This window comes from Pseudomonas huaxiensis (assembly GCF_003231275.1).
In the GTDB taxonomy this organism is placed as follows: domain Bacteria; phylum Pseudomonadota; class Gammaproteobacteria; order Pseudomonadales; family Pseudomonadaceae; genus Aquipseudomonas; species Aquipseudomonas huaxiensis.
In genome coordinates this window covers 1-18,070 of the sequence record NZ_QKVL01000060.1, presented here as the reverse complement: position 1 = coordinate 18,070, position 18,070 = coordinate 1, and the positions used below count along the sequence as shown (strand labels likewise).

16 protein-coding genes are annotated in these 18,070 nt (G+C 62.0%); all 16 read right to left on the bottom strand.

The genetic code is table 11. The annotated features are described in order from the left end of the window. Positions 1-2: 2 nt before the first annotated feature. A complete protein-coding gene (gene nuoH, locus DM374_RS30285) occupies positions 3-1,010 on the bottom strand; it encodes an NADH-quinone oxidoreductase subunit NuoH (protein ID WP_110973224.1) in 1,008 nt (335 codons plus the stop codon). Continuing rightward, the gene (gene nuoG / locus DM374_RS30280) at positions 1,007-3,721 is read right to left on the bottom strand and encodes an NADH-quinone oxidoreductase subunit NuoG (protein ID WP_110973223.1); all 2,715 of its coding nucleotides are present in this window, start codon (positions 3,719-3,721) and stop codon (positions 1,007-1,009) included. Before nuoG ends, nuoH begins: the two co-directional genes overlap by 4 nt. A gap of 133 nt (positions 3,722-3,854) precedes the next feature. Further along, entirely contained in the window at positions 3,855-5,228 is a 1,374-nt protein-coding gene (nuoF, locus tag DM374_RS30275; protein ID WP_110973222.1) for an NADH-quinone oxidoreductase subunit NuoF, read from the bottom strand. Continuing rightward, the gene (gene nuoE, locus DM374_RS30270; protein ID WP_110973221.1) at positions 5,225-5,722 is read right to left on the bottom strand and encodes an NADH-quinone oxidoreductase subunit NuoE; all 498 of its coding nucleotides are present in this window, start codon (positions 5,720-5,722) and stop codon (positions 5,225-5,227) included. The genes nuoF and nuoE overlap by 4 nt, the downstream gene beginning before the upstream one ends. 2 nt (positions 5,723-5,724) lie before the next feature. Next, positions 5,725-7,506: an NADH-quinone oxidoreductase subunit C/D gene (gene nuoC, locus DM374_RS30265; protein ID WP_110973220.1), complete on the bottom strand. Its 1,782-nt coding sequence runs from the start codon at positions 7,504-7,506 to the stop codon at positions 5,725-5,727. A gap of 77 nt (positions 7,507-7,583) precedes the next feature. Beyond that, positions 7,584-8,261, bottom strand: a complete 678-nt coding sequence (locus DM374_RS30260) for an NADH-quinone oxidoreductase subunit B (RefSeq protein ID WP_095157267.1) — start codon at positions 8,259-8,261, stop codon at positions 7,584-7,586. A gap of 10 nt (positions 8,262-8,271) precedes the next feature. Continuing rightward, positions 8,272-8,685 carry an NADH-quinone oxidoreductase subunit A gene (locus tag DM374_RS30255; RefSeq protein WP_095157269.1) on the bottom strand — a complete coding sequence of 138 codons (414 nt, stop codon included), beginning with the start codon at positions 8,683-8,685 and terminating at the stop codon, positions 8,272-8,274. Positions 8,686-9,040: 355 nt separating this feature from the next. Further along, positions 9,041-9,712, bottom strand: coding sequence for a lysoplasmalogenase (locus DM374_RS30250; protein ID WP_110973219.1), 672 nt, complete (start codon positions 9,710-9,712; stop codon positions 9,041-9,043). A gap of 138 nt (positions 9,713-9,850) precedes the next feature. Further along, on the bottom strand, positions 9,851-11,176 hold the full coding sequence (aceA, locus tag DM374_RS30245; RefSeq protein WP_095157271.1) for an isocitrate lyase: 1,326 nt from the start codon (positions 11,174-11,176) through the stop codon (positions 9,851-9,853). Positions 11,177-11,700: 524 nt separating this feature from the next. After that, positions 11,701-12,465 carry a secretin N-terminal domain-containing protein gene (locus DM374_RS30240; RefSeq protein WP_110973218.1) on the bottom strand — a complete coding sequence of 255 codons (765 nt, stop codon included), beginning with the start codon at positions 12,463-12,465 and terminating at the stop codon, positions 11,701-11,703. Between the two features lie 129 nt (positions 12,466-12,594). Continuing rightward, a complete protein-coding gene (locus DM374_RS30235) occupies positions 12,595-13,026 on the bottom strand; it encodes a GNAT family N-acetyltransferase (protein ID WP_110973217.1) in 432 nt (143 codons plus the stop codon). Then, positions 13,019-14,185 (bottom strand): ribosomal protein uL16 3-hydroxylase, encoded by a 1,167-nt coding sequence (locus DM374_RS30230; protein ID WP_110973216.1) that lies wholly within the window; start codon positions 14,183-14,185, stop codon positions 13,019-13,021. The genes DM374_RS30235 and DM374_RS30230 overlap by 8 nt, the downstream gene beginning before the upstream one ends. Positions 14,186-14,267: 82 nt before the next feature. Continuing rightward, on the bottom strand, positions 14,268-15,638 hold the full coding sequence (purB, locus tag DM374_RS30225; protein ID WP_095157276.1) for an adenylosuccinate lyase: 1,371 nt from the start codon (positions 15,636-15,638) through the stop codon (positions 14,268-14,270). A 146-nt stretch (positions 15,639-15,784) separates the two neighbouring features. Then, entirely contained in the window at positions 15,785-16,405 is a 621-nt protein-coding gene (gene hflD / locus DM374_RS30220; RefSeq protein ID WP_095157278.1) for a high frequency lysogenization protein HflD, read from the bottom strand. Further along, positions 16,402-17,517: a tRNA 2-thiouridine(34) synthase MnmA gene (gene mnmA / locus DM374_RS30215; RefSeq protein WP_110973215.1), complete on the bottom strand. Its 1,116-nt coding sequence runs from the start codon at positions 17,515-17,517 to the stop codon at positions 16,402-16,404. Before mnmA ends, hflD begins: the two co-directional genes overlap by 4 nt. 69 nt (positions 17,518-17,586) lie before the next feature. Further along, the gene (locus DM374_RS30210; protein WP_110973214.1) at positions 17,587-18,027 is read right to left on the bottom strand and encodes an NUDIX hydrolase; all 441 of its coding nucleotides are present in this window, start codon (positions 18,025-18,027) and stop codon (positions 17,587-17,589) included. Between the last annotated feature and the right edge of the window lie 43 nt (positions 18,028-18,070).

The window sequence follows — 18,070 nt, the reverse complement described above, 5'->3', positions numbered from 1 at the left end:
CCTCACTGGGCCGCAACAGCTGGCGTGTTGAGCAACACGAGCGCAGCGGTCACCAGCAAATTGATCAAGGTCAGCGGCAGGCAGAACTTCCAGCTGAAGTCCATCACCTGGTCATAGCGTGGGCGCGGGATCGAGGCGCGCAGCAGGATGAACAGCATGATGAAGAAGCCGGTTTTCAGGGCGAACCAGATGAACGGGATCTGCGGCAGGATGCCGAACGGACCGTGCCAGCCACCGAAGAACAGGGTTACCAGCAGCGCCGAGATCAGGATGATGCCGATGTACTCACCCACGAAGAACATGCCCCATTTCATGCCGGCATATTCAATGTGGTAACCGTCGGCCAGTTCCTGTTCCGCTTCCGGCTGGTCGAACGGGTGACGGTGAGTCACGGCGACGCCAGCGATGAAGAAGGTACAGAAGCCGAAGAACTGCGGAATGATGAACCACAGGTTCTGCGCCTGATAGTCGACGATGTCGCGCATGTTGAACGAGCCGACCTGGGCCACGATGCCCATCAGCGCCAGGCCCATGAACACTTCATAGGACACGGTCTGGGCCGAGGCACGCAGGCTGCCGAGCAAGGCGTACTTGTTGTTCGACGACCAGCCGGCGAACAGTACGGCGTACACCGACAGACCGGCCATGGCGAAGAAGAACAGCAGGCCGATGTTCAGGTCCGCGACACCCCAGGTCGGGGTGATCGGGATGATCGCGAAGGCAATCAGCAGCGCGCTCATGGCCACGACCGGCGCCAGGGTGAAGATCATCCGGTCGACGAAGGGCGGGTTCCAGTCTTCCTTGAAGAACATCTTCAGCATGTCGGCAGCGATCTGGAACATGCCGAACGGGCCGACGCGGTTCGGACCGTAGCGGTCCTGCCACCAGCCCAGCAGGCGTCGCTCGACGAAGCTGAGCAGCGCACCGCAGACCACCACCGCCAGCAGGACCACGACGGCCTTGAGGACGGTAATGATCACATCGATCACTTCGGGGGTGAACCAGCTCATTGTGCTGCCTCCTGCAGGCCTTCGACGGATGCACCGAAGATGGCTGGCGGGATACCGGCCAGGCCTTTCGGCAGCGCAACCAGGCCAACGCCCAGTTCTTCATTGATGCGCAGCGGCAGACGCAGGGTCTGACCCGCGACGTTCAGGCTGAGCAGGGCGCCTTCGTTGACACCCAGGCGGTCGGCTTCGGCCTTGGCCAGTGCGACGTACGCTTGCGGGATGCGCTCTTGCACCGGGGCCGCGCGGGACGAACTCTCCTCGCTGCCGAACAGGTGGTAGAACGGCACGACCTGCCAGGTGCCACGGGCAGGGGCGAAGGCGCCCGGAACGCTGGCGAACCAGTTCAGGCGATCACCCTGGGACTCGATCAGGCGAGTGCCCGGGTCACCGGCACGCAGGTGGCCACCGACTTCGTCCTGGAACTTGTTCCAGGCTTGCGGCGAGTTCCAGCCCGGCGACCAGGCGAACGGCACTTGCGAGCGCGGTTCGGCGGAGCCCGAGTAACCTTCCATGGAGAAGGCGAAGGCGGTGTCCTTGTCCTGCGGGGTACGTGGTTCGTGCACGCTGATGTTGGCGCGCATGGCGGTACGGCCGGAGTAGCGCAGCGGTTCGCGGGCCAGCTTCATGCCCTTGATGCGGAACGACGCAGACGGCGCGGCGTTGACGATACCGGCGAGTTGCGGGGTGACGCTGGCGCAGGCGCTGGTGACGTGGTCCAGTTGGGTCCAGTCCACCGGCTTGTTCAGCAGGGTCGCACGCAGGGCGTGCATCCAGCGCCAGCCTTCGTGAACCAGGATGCTGCTGTCCAGGTAGGTCGGATCGAAGACCTGGAAGAAGCGCTGGGCACGGCCTTCCTGGCTGACCAGAGTACCGTCGCCTTCGGCGAAGGAGGCGGCTGGCAGCACCAGGTGGGCGCGGTCGGTGGTCGGGGTCTTGGAGTGATCGGCAACGATGATCACTTTGGCAGCGGCGAACGCGGCGTCGACCTTGGCCGCCGGGACGCGGCTGTACAGGTCGTTTTCCAGCACGACGATGGCGTCGGCCTTGCCCGAGATCACGGCGTCCAGCGCGGCATCCACCGAGTCACCACCGAACATGGCCATGCCGATGCTGTTGGCTTCCGGCACCACCAGGCTCAGGGAGCCGGCTTTGTCGCGCAGCTTGAGGGCCTTGGCGATGTTGGCGGCAGCTTCGATCAGCGCCTTGGAACCCAGCGAACCACCGGAAACGATCAGCGGACGCTTGGCGGCGACCAGGGCATCGGCGATGCGCTTGGCCAGTTCCAGTGCGTCGGCGTCCAGGCCTTCGACGGCCGGGGCGCTTGGATCAATGGCGTGGGCCACGGCGAAGCCGAGGCGCGCCAGGTCGGCGGGCGCGGCGTGAACGCATTCTTCGGCAACGTCATCCAGCTTGGTTTCGGCCAGGCTGGCGATGAACAGCGGGTACAGGGCGTGCTGGCCGATGTTCTTCACCGCGGCGTCGAGCCACGGCTGGACTTTCATCGACTCGGCCATGGCCTCGGCCTTGCCCTTGGTGGACTGGCGTACGGCCAGGGCGACGCGGGCAGCGGTCTGGGTCAGGTCTTCGCCAAGCACGAACACGGCGTCGTGATCTTCGATCTCGCGCAGGGTCGGTACTGGTAGCGGGCTGTCGTTGAGCACCTGCAGAACCAGGCGCACGCGCTCCAGTTCAGCGGCTTCCATACCCGAATAGAAGTACTCGGCACCGACCAGCTCGCGCAGGCCGTAGTTGCTTTCCAGGCTGGCGCGTGGCGAGCCGATACCGACGATGGTGCGGCCGCGCAGCAGATCGGCGGCCTGGTCGAGGGCAGCGTCCACGCTCAGCTTGGAGCCGTCGGCCAGCAGTGGCTGGCGTGGGCGGTCGGTGCGGTTGACGTAGCCATAGCCGAAGCGGCCACGGTCGCAGAGGAAGTACTGGTTGACCGAACCGTTGAAGCGGTTTTCGATCCGGCGCAGCTCGCCGTAACGCTCACCCGGGCTGATGTTGCAACCGCTGGAGCAGCCATGGCAGATGCTCGGGGCGAACTGCATGTCCCATTTGCGGTTGTAGCGCTCGGAGTGGGTCTTGTCGGTGAATACACCGGTCGGGCAGACCTCGGTCAGGTTGCCGGAGAATTCGCTCTCCAGCACACCGTCTTCGACACGGCCGAAGTACACGTTGTCGTGCGCGCCGTAGACGCCCAGGTCGGTGCCGCCGGCGTAGTCCTTGTAGTAACGCACGCAGCGATAGCAGGCGATGCAGCGGTTCATCTCGTGAGCGATGAACGGGCCGAGCTCCTGGTTCTGGTGGGTACGCTTGGTGAAGCGGTAACGGCGCTCGTTGTGGCCGGTCATTACCGTCATGTCTTGCAGGTGGCAGTGACCGCCTTCCTCACAGACCGGGCAGTCGTGCGGGTGGTTGGTCATCAGCCATTCGACGACGCTCGCGCGAAACGCCTTGGACTCATCGTCTTCGATGGAAATCCAGGTGCCGTCGGTGGCGGGGGTCATGCAGGACATGACGATACGACCACGGGTGTCGTTCTCGTCGTTGTACTGCTTGACCGCACATTGCCGGCAGGCGCCGACGCTGCCGAGCGCCGGGTGCCAGCAGAAATAGGGGATGTCGAGGCCTAGCGACAGACAAGCCTGTAACAGGTTGTCCGCACCGTTGACTTCGAGCGCTTTGCCGTCTACGTGGATAGTGGCCATGGTTCAAAGTTCTTCGTTGGCCCGCGTGTGCGGGCGTGGCTAATGGAAATCGGTGTGCCCGCGGCTCGCGCGACAAGGGTCGGGCGAGCCTGCGCGGCTGGCGGATGGCACGGACCATCCGCGTTTCATCTTGTTATGCGCCAACCACGATCGGGGCCGGGATTGGCTTGGCCAGGTTCGGGCTCAGGGCGGCGCTGCCAGGGGCGGCGACACCGGCCTCGAACTCGTGGCGGAAGTATTTGATGGCACTGCCCAGCGGCTCGACGGCGCCCGGTGCGTGGGCGCAGAAGGTGCGGCCAGGGCCGAGGAAGTTGACCAGGCCCAGCAGGGTCTCGATGTCGCTCTGCTGGCCCTGGCCCTTCTCGAGGGCGCGCAGCATCTTCACGCTCCATGGCAGACCGTCGCGGCACGGAGTGCACCAGCCGCAGGATTCGCGGGCGAAGAACTCTTCCATGTTGCGCAGCAGCGAGACCATGTTGACGCTGTCATCCACCGCCATGGCCAGGCCAGTACCCATCCGGGTGCCCACCTTGGCGATGCCGCCGGCATACATCTGTGCGTCCAGGTGCTCGGGGAGCAGGAAGCCGGTACCGGCGCCACCTGGCTGCCAGCACTTGAGCTTGAAGCCATCACGCATGCCGCCGGCGTAGTCTTCGAACAGCTCGCGGGCGGTGACGCCGAATGGCAGTTCCCACAGGCCCGGGTTCTTCACTTTGCCGGAGAAGCCCATCAGCTTGGTGCCGTGGTCTTCGCTGCCTTCGCGTGCCAGCGACTTGTACCAGTCAACGCCGTTGCCAACGATGGCCGGCACGTTGCACAGGGTTTCGACGTTGTTCACGCAAGTCGGCTTGCCCCAGACGCCAACGGCGGCAGGGAAGGGCGGCTTGGAGCGCGGGTTGGCGCGACGGCCTTCCAGCGAGTTGATCAGTGCGGTCTCTTCGCCACAGATGTAGCGACCGGCGCCGGTGTGGACGAACAGCTCGAAATCGAAGCCGCTGCCGAGGATGTTCTTGCCCAGCAGGCCGGCGGCCTTGGCTTCATCGATGGCGCGGTTCAGGTTGCGTGCGGCGGTGGTGTATTCGCCGCGCAGGAAGATGTAGCCACGGTAGGCCTTGAGGGCGCGGGCGCTGATCAGCATGCCCTCGACCAGCAGATGGGGCTGTTGCTCCATCAGCATGCGGTCCTTCCAGGTGTTCGGCTCCATTTCATCCGCGTTGCACAGCAGGTAGCGGATGTTCATGGATTCGTCTTTGGGCATCAGGCCCCATTTGACGCCGGTGGGGAAGCCCGCACCGCCACGGCCTTTCAGGCCGGCATCTTTCACGGTCTGGACGATATCGTCCTGGGACATCTGCGCCAGTGCCTTGCGGGCAGCGGCATAGCCGTTCTTGGCCTGGTACTCGTCGAGCCAGACCGGCTCGCCATCGTCACGCAGGCGCCAGGTCAGCGGGTGGGTCTCGGCGCTGCGCGCGATGCGGTTGGCCGGGCCGAAGGAAGTGATGGTCATGCGTAACCCTCCAGCAGTTTGGCTACACCGGCCGGCTGAACGTCGCCGAAGGTGTCGTCATCGATCATCAGGGCCGGGGCCTTGTCGCAGTTGCCCAGGCAGCACACCGGCAGCAGGGTGAAACGACCGTCCGGGGTAGTCTGGCCGAGGCCGATGCCCAGTTCGCTCTGAATCTGGCCGACCACGGACTCGTGGCCACCGATGTAGCAGACCATGCTGTCGCAGACGCGGATGATGTGGCGTCCGACCGGCTGGCGGAAGATCTGGCTGTAGAAGGTGGCCACGCCTTCGACGTCGCTGGCCGGGATGCCGAGGATTTCGCCGATGGCATAAATGGCGCCGTCTGGCACCCAGCCACGTTGTTTCTGGACGATCTTCAGGGCTTCGATGGACGCCGCGCGCGGGTCCTCGTAGTGATGCATTTCGTGCTCGATGGCCGAGCGCTCGGTTTCGCTCAGGGCGAAACGGTCAGTCTGGATAAGCGTGCTGTTCATGCTTAGCGGTCCACGTCAGCCATAACGAAGTCGATACTGCCCAGGTACGCGATCAGGTCCGCGACCATGCTGCCGCGGATCACCGACGGGATCTGCTGCAGGTGCGGATAGCTCGGGGTACGAATCCGGGTGCGGTAGCTCATGGTGCCGCCATCGCTCGTCAGGTAATAACTGTTGATGCCCTTGGTCGCCTCGATCATCTGGAAGGACTCGTTGGCCGGCATGACCGGGCCCCACGAAACCTGCAGGAAGTGGGTGATCAGGGTTTCGATATGCTGCAGGGTGCGCTCTTTCGGCGGCGGCGTGGTCAGCGGGTGATCCGCCTTGTACGGGCCTTCCGGCATGTTGCGCATGCACTGGTCGATGATGCGGATACTCTGGCGCATCTCTTCGACACGGACCATGCAGCGATCGTAGGCATCGCCGTTGTGGGCCAGCGGTACTTCGAACTCGAAGTTCTCGTAGCCGGAGTAAGGGCGGGCCTTGCGCAGGTCGAAGTCCAGGCCGGTGGAACGCAGGCCGGCGCCGGTGACGCCCCATTCCAGCGCTTCCTTGGTGTTGTACTGGGCAACACCGATGGTACGGCCTTTGAGGATGCTGTTCTGCAGGGCAGCCTTGGTGTACTCGTCGAGGCGCTTTGGCAGCCATTCGACGAAGTCTTTCACCAGTTTGTCCCAGCCGCGCGGCAGGTCATGGGCGACGCCACCGATGCGGTACCAGGCCGGGTGCAGACGGAAGCCGGTGATGGCTTCGATCACGGTGTAGGCGCGCTGGCGGTCAGTGAAGGTGAAGAACACCGGGGTCATGGCACCGACGTCCTGGATATAGGTACCCAGGAACAGCAGGTGGCTGGTGATCCGGAAGAACTCGGCCAGCATGATGCGGATGGTGTCGACCTTTTGCGGCACCTGGATGCCCGCCAGCTTCTCGACGGCCAGTACGTACGGCAGGTTGTTCATCACCCCGCCGAGGTAGTCGATACGGTCGGTGTAGGGAATGAAGCTGTGCCAGGACTGGCGCTCGGCCATCTTCTCGGCACCACGGTGGTGGTAGCCGATGTCCGGGACGCAGTCGACGATCTCTTCACCGTCCAGTTGCAGGACGATACGGAACGCACCGTGGGCGGACGGGTGGTTGGGGCCGAGGTTGAGGAACATGTAGTCCTCGTTCGCGCCCTGACGCTTCATGCCCCAGGCTTCCGGGTTGAAGCGCGCGGCTTCTTCCTCGAGCTGTTGCTTGGCGAGGTTCAGGGTGAACGGGTCGAACTCGGTAGCGCGCGCCGGGAAGTCCTTGCGCAGCGGGTGACCTTCCCAGGTCGGCGGCATCATGATGCGGGTCAGGTGCGGGTGGCCGGCGAAGTCGATGCCGAACATGTCCCAGACTTCACGCTCGTACCAGTTGGCGTTCGGCCAGATACCGGTAACGGTCGGTACGTTCAGGTCATTTTCGTTCAGCGCGACCTTGATCATCACGTCGCTGTTTCGTTCTACCGAGAGCAGGTGGTAGAAAACGCTGAAGTCGGCGCCAGGCAGGCCGCGACGCTGGGTGCGCAGGCGCTCGTCCACGCCGTGCAGGTCGTACAGCATGCTGTACGGCTTGGGCACGTTGCGCAGGAAGGTAAGTACTTCGATCAGTTTGGCGCGGGCAACCCACAGCACCGGCATGCCGGTACGGGTCTCCTGGGCGGTGAACGCCTCGGGGCCAAAACGATTGTTCAGTTCGACGACCACATCCTGGTCGTCAGCCTTGTAAGGCGGAATATAAATAGCGGTGTCCGCGGTCATGGTCTCGGTCGCTTTCGGTCAACGTAGAGAATGAAGCCAGGCCGCCTGGTCGTGTGAGCAGGCAGCGGTTCGCTGGATCAGACTTCGTCGGGGCTGCGCAGGTTGGTGACCTGCATGCGCTGTTCACGACGCAGCTCTTTCTGCGCTGGCATTTCGGCGCGATACACGCCTTGGTCGCCAACGACCCAGGAAAGAGGGCGACGCTCCTTGCCAATCGATTCCTGCAACAGCATCAAACCTTGCAGGAATGCTTCAGGGCGAGGCGGGCAGCCAGGCACGTAGACATCCACGGGGAGGAACTTGTCGACCCCCTGAACGACCGAGTAAATGTCGTACATGCCACCGGAGTTGGCACACGAACCCATGGAAATGACCCATTTCGGCTCGAGCATCTGCTCGTACAGACGCTGGATGATGGGTGCCATCTTGATGAAGCAGGTGCCAGCGATGACCATGAAGTCTGCCTGGCGCGGTGATGCCCGGATAACTTCAGCGCCGAAACGGGCGATGTCGTGCGGCGCGGTGAACGCCGTGGTCATCTCCACGTAGCAGCAGGACAGGCCGAAGTTGTAGGGCCACAGGGAGTTCTTGCGACCCCAGTTGACCGCACCACTGAGCACATCTTCGAGCTTGCCCATGAAGATGTTCTTGTGGACCTGGTCCTCTAGCAGCGAATCGGAGACGGTTTCCCGGTCTCCGATTGGATACTGCTCGTTGGGCGCATCCGGATCGATTCTGGTGAGATTGTATTGCATTGCCAAAGCCTCATTGTTTCAGCTTCGCTTGCCGCTTGCGACGACCCACGGGAGCCCAATCGAGCGCCCCGACCCGCCAAAGGTAGACAAGACCTGCCAACAGAATTGCTATGAAAACGAGAGCTTCGACGAATCCGGTCCAGCCGCTTTCGCGAATCGACACAGACCATGCAAAGAGAAAGAGGGCTTCGATATCGAAGATCACGAACAGCATCGCGACCAGATAGAATTTTGCCGAAAGGCGCAGGCGGGCACCGCCAGTGGGCAGCATGCCGGACTCGAAGGGTTCGTTCTTGCTACGGCCCCACGCCTTGCTACCGAGCAGGCTGGACAGACCGAGCATGAAGGCGCAGAGGCCGACGACACCCAAAAGGAAAATGGCAAAGCCCCAGTTGTGGGCGATGAGTCCAGTCGAATCGGGCATGCTGAAAATCCTTAACAGAGCACGTAGTCTCTGAGCTTGAAAAGAAGTAGAGCAGTGACGATATGTCGCAGCGAAATCTATCGCGCTGATTTTATGGGTAAACCTGGTGCAAGTAAAATTTCTGCTGCAAATTTATTCGTAGCATTAAGAACAAAAATCTTTCCTGACTCGCTACAGGCCCCGTAACACGGGGATTGTCCCTTGTTTCGTTAATTATGTTTCTTTCACGGCGTAATGAATCGCAAGTTTCGAAATGATAATTAATATCATTTGGCGGTCTGCTGTTATTCCTACTGTTCAAGTCAACTACAAAGTTCATCGATTATTTGCCTGCAAGTTATTGGTATTCCTTGTTCTAGACGCTTTTTCCCACCGGGGTCGGGGCTTGGGTCAAGGCTTCGCCGGATTGTCCTGATTGCGCGTGTTGCGCCGACAAGGCGATCGCCCACTGGCCAAGCCAGTAGAGCAGGATGATCAGGTACGGCGCGGCCGCGAAGGCGCTGACGAAGCGATCGATGCCTATCAGGCTGTCCGACAGCACGAAACTCGCTGCGCCGAACGCCGCGACGCCGCCACAGGCCAGCGATCGCCAAAGCATGGCACTGATGGTCAGAGCGTAGAGCGCTACCGGGATGAGCAACTCGCCCAGGCCGTGGTAGGCCAGCAGGCCGAACAAACCTGCGCCGCAGAGAGCAGCCAGCAGCAAGGCGCCGAAAGCAGGTGCGCGGGTTCTATCGAGATAGGCCCAGAGGTAGGCCAGGTGCGCGCAGAGAAACGCTGCCAGGCCTGCAACGAACAGGTCGCCCGGCCACGCCAGGGCTATGTCACCGATGATCGAGAAGCCCAGGCCGAGCATGATTCGCTGGCGATAGGGTGTGGCTGGCGCGGTGGTCAACCAGAGCAGCAGTATCAGTACCGGAATCGGCTTGGCCGCCAGGGCGAGCCAGAGGTCGGCGCTGGACACTGCATATAAATAGAAGGCGCCGCTGAACAGCGCGAGGGCGCAAAGGGTCGCGGAGCGGGGCATGGCCGGTCCTTGTTGTTGGCGTGCACCCAAGCATAGTCGAAGGATCGCCGGGCATCCGGGGGCGCAAAGAACAAGGCCCGGAACCCCATCACAGGTTCCGGGCCTTGCGTGTTACCCGAATATCAACAACCGATCAGATCAGTGGAACTGCTCTTCTTCGGTGGAACCGGTCAGCGCGGTAACCGAAGACTTGCCACCCTGGATCACGGTGGTCATGTCGTCGAAGTAGCCGGTGCCCACTTCCTGCTGGTGCGCAACGAAGGTGTAGCCTTTCGATGCGTCAGCGAATTCCTGCTCTTGCAGCTTCACGTAGGCGGTCATGTCGTTGCGGGCGTAGTCGTGCGCCAGGTTGAACATGCCGTGCCACATGTTGTGGATGCCGGCCAGGGTGATGAACTGGTGCTTGTAGCCCATTGCCGACAGTTCACGCTGGAACTTGGCGATGGTTGCGTCGTCCAGGTTCTTCTTCCAGTTGAAGGAAGGCGAGCAGTTGTAGGACAGGATCTGGTCCGGGTATTCCTTCTTGATCGCTTCGGCGAAGCGACGAGCTTCGTCCAGGTCTGGCTTGGCGGTTTCGCACCAGATCAGGTCGGCGTAAGGCGCATAGGCGAGGCCGCGAGCGATGGCTTGGTCCAGGCCGGCACGTACTTTGTAGAAGCCTTCCTGGGTGCGCTCGCCGATCACGAACGGTTGGTCGTACGGGTCGCAGTCGCTGGTCAGCAGGTCAGCGGCGTTGGCGTCGGTACGGGCCAGAATGATGGTCGGTACGCCGGCAACGTCGGCCGCCAGACGGGCAGCGCTCAGCTTTTGAACGGCTTCCTGGGTCGGAACCAGAACCTTGCCGCCCATGTGGCCGCATTTCTTCACGGAAGCCAGTTGGTCTTCGAAGTGAACGCCGGCAGCGCCTGCTTCGATCATGTTCTTCATCAGCTCGTAGGCGTTCAGTACGCCGCCGAAACCGGCTTCAGCGTCAGCCACGATTGGTGCGAAGTAATCGATGTAGCCGTCATCGCCTGGGTTCTTGCCGGCTTTCCACTGGATCTGGTCGGCGCGACGGAACGAGTTGTTGATGCGCTTGACCACGGTTGGAACCGAATCCACCGGGTACAGCGACTGGTCTGGGTACATGGACTCGGCCGAGTTGTTATCGGCAGCCACTTGCCAGCCGGACAGGTAGATAGCCTGGATGCCGGCCTTGACCTGTTGAACAGCCTGGCCGCCGGTCAGGGCGCCCATGCAGTTGACGAAATCTTTTTCAGGGCGGAAGGACGGGTGAGCGCCCTTGGTGACCAGGTTCCACAGTTTTTCCGCACCCATGCGGGCCAGGGTGTGCTCTGGCTGAACGGAACCACGCAGACGGACGACATCGGCAGCGGTGTAGGTACGGGTCACGCCTTTCCAGCGCGGGTTCTCGGCCCAGTCTTTTTCGAGGGCTGCAATTTGCTGTTCGCGTGTCAGTGCCATGGAAATAAGCCTCGTCGCATAGGTCTTGTGAAAAATGTTCGCTCTGTCGGCTGCGCTGTTGATACAGGGGCAGCACCGAATGCTCGCTGGTCAGAGGACGCTGGCGACTCAGTCTAGTCTGGCGAAGTTACGACGTTGAACGATGGTGCTCGAAAAGGGGAAGTGAGCAGGTGCTGGCGGACTGTCGGGCAGGTTGGCTCGTGGTTGCCGTGCTACGTCGATCAGGTTTTGCCATGTACCGTTGATGCGCTTCCGTCCCTCGGGACAACTTCGTTCCAGTCGCAATCTCGTCAAACCGCCTTGTGGGCTGTACAGACACGGACTCGGCTCAGGTGGGTAGGTTAGAGCGCGATCCGAAGGCCCTTGCCAGGGCCCCTGATTAGCGGGAGCGGGGCCATCATGCCTCTGCGATTTGAGGTCGTCAAATGTTTTGTAGTGGTTTTTTCACTCCACTACATCTTTGGTCTAATACGACTCATCAGTCAGTTTCAAGGCCGTTGGTCGAGGCCTTGATTTCCGTGGCTTCAGTCCAATGCGTCGACTTTTACCCGCAAAGTCATGTTTTCACCCCGTTGCGTCGAGTAGCTGATGGCCGAGGCAGAGCGGTCGGCCTGACTTTGAGCATTTACACCCGCCAAAGTGATCCATTCACCCAGCTTGCCGGTGACCTTCGTGTCGGTACTTTGTACTTTCACTACATCCGGCCGCTCCTGGCTCATCCGGTCATTGTTGGTGCTGATGTTCAGGTGAACGGTGTCGCCGGAGACGCTGGCGGTGACGTAGAAGCCTTGCGTGACGTTGCGGTACTCGGTCTGGCTTTGCACGCGGCCGTAATTGTCGGTCTGGGTGCTGGTGATGGGGATGCTTTGGCCGACCTGTATCAGTGCGGGAGAGCCTTCGCTGGCCTGGATCTGTTGCAGTCCACCTTCGCGGTTGGCGGTGCCATAGCGGATGATCCGGGCATTGCCGCGGTTGTCCTGGAAATTGCTGTCGTTGTTGTCGACGCTGATCAGCAGGCGCTTCGGCGCGGTGTCCAGATCACGAAGAAGGGTGCGAAGTTCGTCGATTTTGCCGGGTTCGGCTTTGACGATCAGTTTGTTCTCGAAACCGCTGACGGTGCCGTCCTTGCCGAGAAAGGCTTGCGCGGCAGGCAGCATTTCCGCGCTGGTGCGGTGGTTCAGGGGCAGGACTTCAGTGGCGGCCAGCGCATTCAGGCTGAGTGACAGAAGCAGGGAGGCGAGCAGGGGGCGTAGCGGCATGTCCATGATCTCCGCGGGTGGAGTGGACATGATGGCAAAGTTTCCAGGGATTGTGTGCGGGGCCGTCAAGACAGCTCGGCGTGCCGGCAGGCCCGCGCCTGCAATTCGTCGCAGGGGCGGGCTTGTTGGGGCGTAGAGCCGTCGCGATTGGCTCGCGAATTACAGCGCTTTCGAATCGCGAACCATGTCGACGTGAGGAATCCCCGCTTCCAGGAATTCTTCACTGACCACGCGGAAACCCAGGCGCTCGTAGAACGCCGTGGCGTGTACCTGGGCGGTCAGCATCTGCTGGCTCAGGTCGCGGTCCTGTGCTTCGACGATGGCGGCTTGCATCAGCGCGTCGCCGACTTTCAGGCCGCGCCAGTCCTTGAGCACCGACACGCGACCGATCTGCCCGTCCAGCAACAGGCGGGCGGTGCCGATGGCGTAGTCGTCTTCGACGGCGAGGAAGTGGATGGCATCGTTGTCATCCGAATCCCATTCCAGCTCTGGCGGAACGCTCTGCTCGGCAATGAATACGGCTTCGCGAATCCTGCGGATATCAGCGTTGTCCCTGTTCCAGTCGGCGAGCCGCACCTTGATCTTATTCATTGGCAAACCCCAGGCTTCCTTGCTTGATCAGCTCGCAGATCAGTTCCACGCTGAGTTCGTCACCGATCCATTGCGCCAGGTTCTCGGCGTGCAGGGCGTCGGCCGAGCAGATCAGCTTCAGCAGTTCGCGCAATTCGCCCGGCAGCAGGCGGCTCTGGCCGCTGGCGAACAGCAGCAGGTTGTCATCGACTTCCGACCAGGCCATACGCGCGCTTGGGTTGCGGATAATGATCGCGCCTTGTTCCAGGCTGTCGATCAGTTCTTCTTCGCTCAGTGCTTCGCCGGCGACCATTTCCGGGTAGCGTGGCTCGGTCATGAACTGGCCGAACCAGGTCAGCAGCAGGCGCTCGTCGCCCATGTGCTCGTTGAGCAGGCTTTTCAGGCGGCCGAGTGCATCGTGCTGGATCTGATGCGGGTCGCTGACCGGCTGGGCGTCGGCGTCGCTGTAGCGTTCTTCGTCGGTCAGGAACTGGCTGAGGAAGTCGGTGAAGTGGGTCAGCACTTCAGCGGCGCTCGGCGCGCGGAAGCCTACCGAGTACGTCAGGCAGTTGTCTTCGGCGACGCCGTAGTGGGCCAGGCGCGGCGGCAGGTAGAGCATGTCGCCCGGCTCAAGGCTCCATTCGTCGCTTTGCTCGAAATCGGCGAGGATGCGCAGGTCGGGGTGCTCCAGCAGCGGGCTGTCGCTGTTGCACATCTGTCCGATTTTCCAGTTGCGCTTGCCGTGCCCTTGCAGCAGGAACACGTCGTAGTTGTCGAAGTGTGGGCCGACGCTGCCGCCAGGCGTGGCGAAGCTGATCATCACATCGTCGATGCGCCAGCTCGGCAGGAAGCGGAAGTGTTCCAGCAATTCGGCGACTTCCGGGACGAACTGGTCGACGGATTGCACGAGCAGGGTCCAGTCACGCTCGGGCAGGGTGCCGAAGGTTTCTTCGGTAAACGGACCGCGGCGCAGTTCCCATGGGGTCTCGCCATGCTCGATGACAATGCGCGATTCGACTTCTTCTTCCAGTGCGAGGCCGGCCAGTTCGTCAGCGTCGATCGGGCTTTCGAAGTCGGTGAACGCCTTGCGCACCAGCAGCGGTTTCTTCTGCCAGTAATCGCGCATGAATTCGCGAGCAGTCAAACCGCCCAACAGTTGCAGTGGAGTATCAGAATTCATGGTTAACCTATTGAAAAAAAGTAAATTTCTTTCAGCAATAAAAACGCCCGGCTCGGCCGGGCGTTAAAACGCGGGAAATGGATCAGATGCGTTTGGCTTGCGCCGCAGCGTTGCCGATGTAGTTGGCAGGGGTCAGCTTCTTCAGCTCTTCGCGAGCTTCGGCTGGCATGTCCAGACCATCGATGAAGGTCAGCAGCGCCTCTGGGCTGATGCCTTTGCCACGGGTCAGCTCTTTGAGCTTCTCGTAGGGGTTCTCGATGTTGTAGCGGCGCATCACGGTCTGGATCGGCTCGGCCAGGACTTCCCAGCAGGCGTCCAGGTCTTCGGCGATGCGTGCGGTGTTGATCTCCAGCTTGCTGATGCCTTTGAGGCTGGCTTCGTAGGCGATCACGCTGTGGGCAAAGCCGACACCGAGGTTGCGCAGTACGGTGGAGTCGGTCAGGTCGCGCTGCCAGCGGGAGATTGGCAGTTTGCTGGCCAAGTGCTGGAACAGCGCGTTGGCGATGCCCAGGTTGCCTTCGGAGTTTTCGAAGTCGATCGGGTTGACCTTGTGCGGCATGGTCGAGGAGCCGATTTCACCTGCGATGGTCTTCTGTTTGAAGTAGCCCAGCGAGATGTAGCCCCAGATGTCACGGTCGAAGTCGATCAGGATGGTGTTGAAGCGCGCGATGGCGTCGAACAGCTCGGCGATGTAGTCGTGCGGCTCGATCTGGGTGGTGTAAGGGTTGAACACCAGGCCCAGCTCGTCTTCGATGAAGGCGCGAGCGTTGGCTTCCCAGTCGATCTGCGGGTAGGCCGACAGGTGGGCGTTGTAGTTGCCCACGGCGCCGTTGATCTTGCCCATCAGCGGGACGGCGGCAACTTGCGCGATCTGCCGCTCAAGGCGGTAGACGACGTTGGCCAGCTCTTTGCCCAGGGTGGTCGGCGAGGCCGGTTGGCCGTGGGTGCGCGACAGCATCGGCACGTCGGCGAAGCGGTGGGCCAGTTCACGCAGGGATTCGGCGATCTGGCGCATCAGCGGCAGCAGCACGGTATCGCGGCCTTCGCGCAGCATCAGGGCGTGGGACAGGTTGTTGATGTCCTCGCTGGTGCAGGCGAAGTGGATGAACTCGCTGACCTTGGCCAGTTCCGGCAGCTTGGCCGCCTGCTCTTTGAGCAGGTATTCGATGGCCTTGACGTCGTGGTTGGTGGTGCGCTCGATCTCTTTGACGCGCTCGGCGTGCTCAAGGGCGAACTCATCGGCCAGGCCATTGAGTACGGCGTTGGCTTCGGCGGAGAACGCTGGAACCTCGGCGATTTGCGGGTGGGCGGCCAGACGCTGCAACCAGCGAACTTCGACCAGGGCGCGGAAACGGACCAGGCCGTATTCGCTGAAAATGGGGCGCAGGGCCTGGGTTTTGCCGGCGTAGCGGCCGTCTACAGGGGAAACCGCAGTGAGCGAGGAGAGCTGCATGGGGTGTTCTCGGACAGTCAGGCTTTGAAAAGGGCGCATATCATACATGAAAAATGCCCCCGGGTCGGGTGGCTGACAAAAGGTATTGCCGGCCGGATCGTGTATTTCGCTGGGTCGGCGTGGGCTTCGCACCGACCTTTTACGTCTTAGCCGCGCAGCATTGGATACAGCTCGCTGAGCAGCTTGCGCCGGCTGAAAACCAGCTGCCAGCGATGGCCGCCGAGCTGACGCCAGAGGCGCGCGGCGCGAATGCCGGCGAGCAGCAGGGCGCGAATTTTCGACGCGTTGTTCGGTTGTTGCAGGTGGCGCATGTCGCCATGCACCTGGATGCGTTGGCGCAGGGTACTCAACGTATCCTGATACAGCGCGCCGCTGGAGGCGATGACGTTTTCGTGAACCAGGCCGAAATGCTCGGCCTGGGACTGGATCTGTGGCAGGCGGTTGCCGATGGTTTCCAGCATGTCGCCGCGCTTGGCCAGTTGTCGCTCCAGGCCGAGCATCGACAGGGCATAGCGCAGCGGTTCGCGCTGCAGGCTGCCGGGATCGCGTTCCAGGGCGCTGGCGAGGGCGCGGTAGCCATCGCGCAGATTGATGTCATCGCCGCCGAACACCTCCAGGGTGTCCTTGGGGTCGCGCACCAGCAGGCTGCCGAGCATGCAGCCGATATTGGCCTCGCTGGCCGAGCCGGTGCGGGCGATGCGGTCAACCAGCACTGCAGCCTGGAAAACTCCGCCAAGGGCGATCAGTTGCTCCTGGGTCGGGCTCATCCGCGGGCGCTCCAGGGCTCGGCGGTTTCGATCACGCCGCCGCCGAGGCAGATTTCGCCATCGTAGAACACCACGGACTGGCCGGGCGTCACGGCGCGCTGAGGTTCTTCAAACACGGCGCGGTAGCCGTTTTCGGTGCGTTCCAGGGTGCAGTCCTGATCGCTCTGGCGGTAACGGACCTTGGCGGTCAGGCGGCGTGGCGCGGACAGATCGATCGGATTGACCCAGAAGATTTCCGAAGCGAGCAGGGCGCGGGAGAACAGCCATGGGTGTTCATTGCCCTGGCCGACCACCAGCACGTTGCGGCCGAGATCTTTTTCCAGCACGTACCAAGGCTCGTCGCCGGCGTCTTTCAGGCCGCCGATGCCAAGACCCTGGCGCTGGCCGATGGTGTGGTACATCAGTCCGTGGTGCTGGCCGATGACTTCTCCGTCGGTGGTCTGGATCTCGCCGGGCTGGGCCGGCAGGTACTGCTTGAGAAAATCGCTGAAGCGACGTTCGCCGATGAAGCAGATACCGGTGGAATCTTTCTTTTTGGCCGTGGCCAGGCCGTGTTTTTCGGCAATCGCACGGACTTCGGGTTTTTCCAGTTCGCCGACCGGGAACAGGGTACGGGCGATCTGCTCGCCGCCGACGGCGTGGAGGAAGTAGCTCTGGTCCTTGTTCGGGTCCAGGCCCTTGAGCAGTTCGGTGCGTCCGTCGATGTCGCGGCGGCGCACGTAGTGGCCGGTGGCGATCAGGTCGGCGCCGAGGGCCAGGGCGTAGTCCAGGAAGGCTTTGAACTTGATTTCGCGGTTGCAGAGGATGTCCGGGTTCGGCGTGCGGCCGGCCTTGTATTCCTCAAGGAAGTGCTCGAAGACGTTGTCCCAGTACTCTGCAGCGAAGTTGGCGGTGTGCAGCTTGATGCCGATGCGGTCGCACACGGCCTGGGCGTCGGCCAGGTCTTCGCGGGCGGTGCAGTACTCGGTGCCATCGTCCTCTTCCCAGTTCTTCATGAACAGGCCTTCCACCTGGTAGCCCTGCTCCATCAGCAGGAGGGCGGAAACGGAAGAGTCCACGCCGCCGGACATGCCGACGATGACGCGTGCCTTTTGGAGAGCTGGTTCGGACATAGGTATGGGTGCGTATCTGGAAAAAGACGACGATTCTATCAGGCTGCGTCCTTCAAGGCGAAAACCTGCTCAGTTGCGGATCAGTGCCAGGCTGTGCAGCGGCCCGGCCAGGTAATCCTCGATGCAGCGCGGGACCAGCTCGCTGCGCCAGCGCTCGGGGTCGGCGGCCAGTTCTTCCGGGGTCATCCACACCGCGCGGACGATATCGCTGTCCAGGGCGCGATCGGCATGGTGCTTGACAGGGCGGGCGGCGAAGCAGATTCGCTGGTAGGTCACGCCGTTGCTGGGAGCGGTATAGAGGTAGATGCCGACCAGTCCGGTCAGTTCGACGTCCCACGCGGTCTCTTCGAGGGTTTCGCGCAGGGCGGCTTCGAGCAAGGTTTCGTTGGCTTCGAGGTGGCCGGCGGGCTGGTTGAACACGTGCTTGCCGGCCTTGAATTCTTCGACCAGCAGGAAGCGGCCCTGGTCTTCGACGATGGTGGCGACGGTGATATGGGGTTGCCAGGTCATGAAAGGTTCCTGTGTGGCTAGTGTGGTGTTTCAGAAATAACGA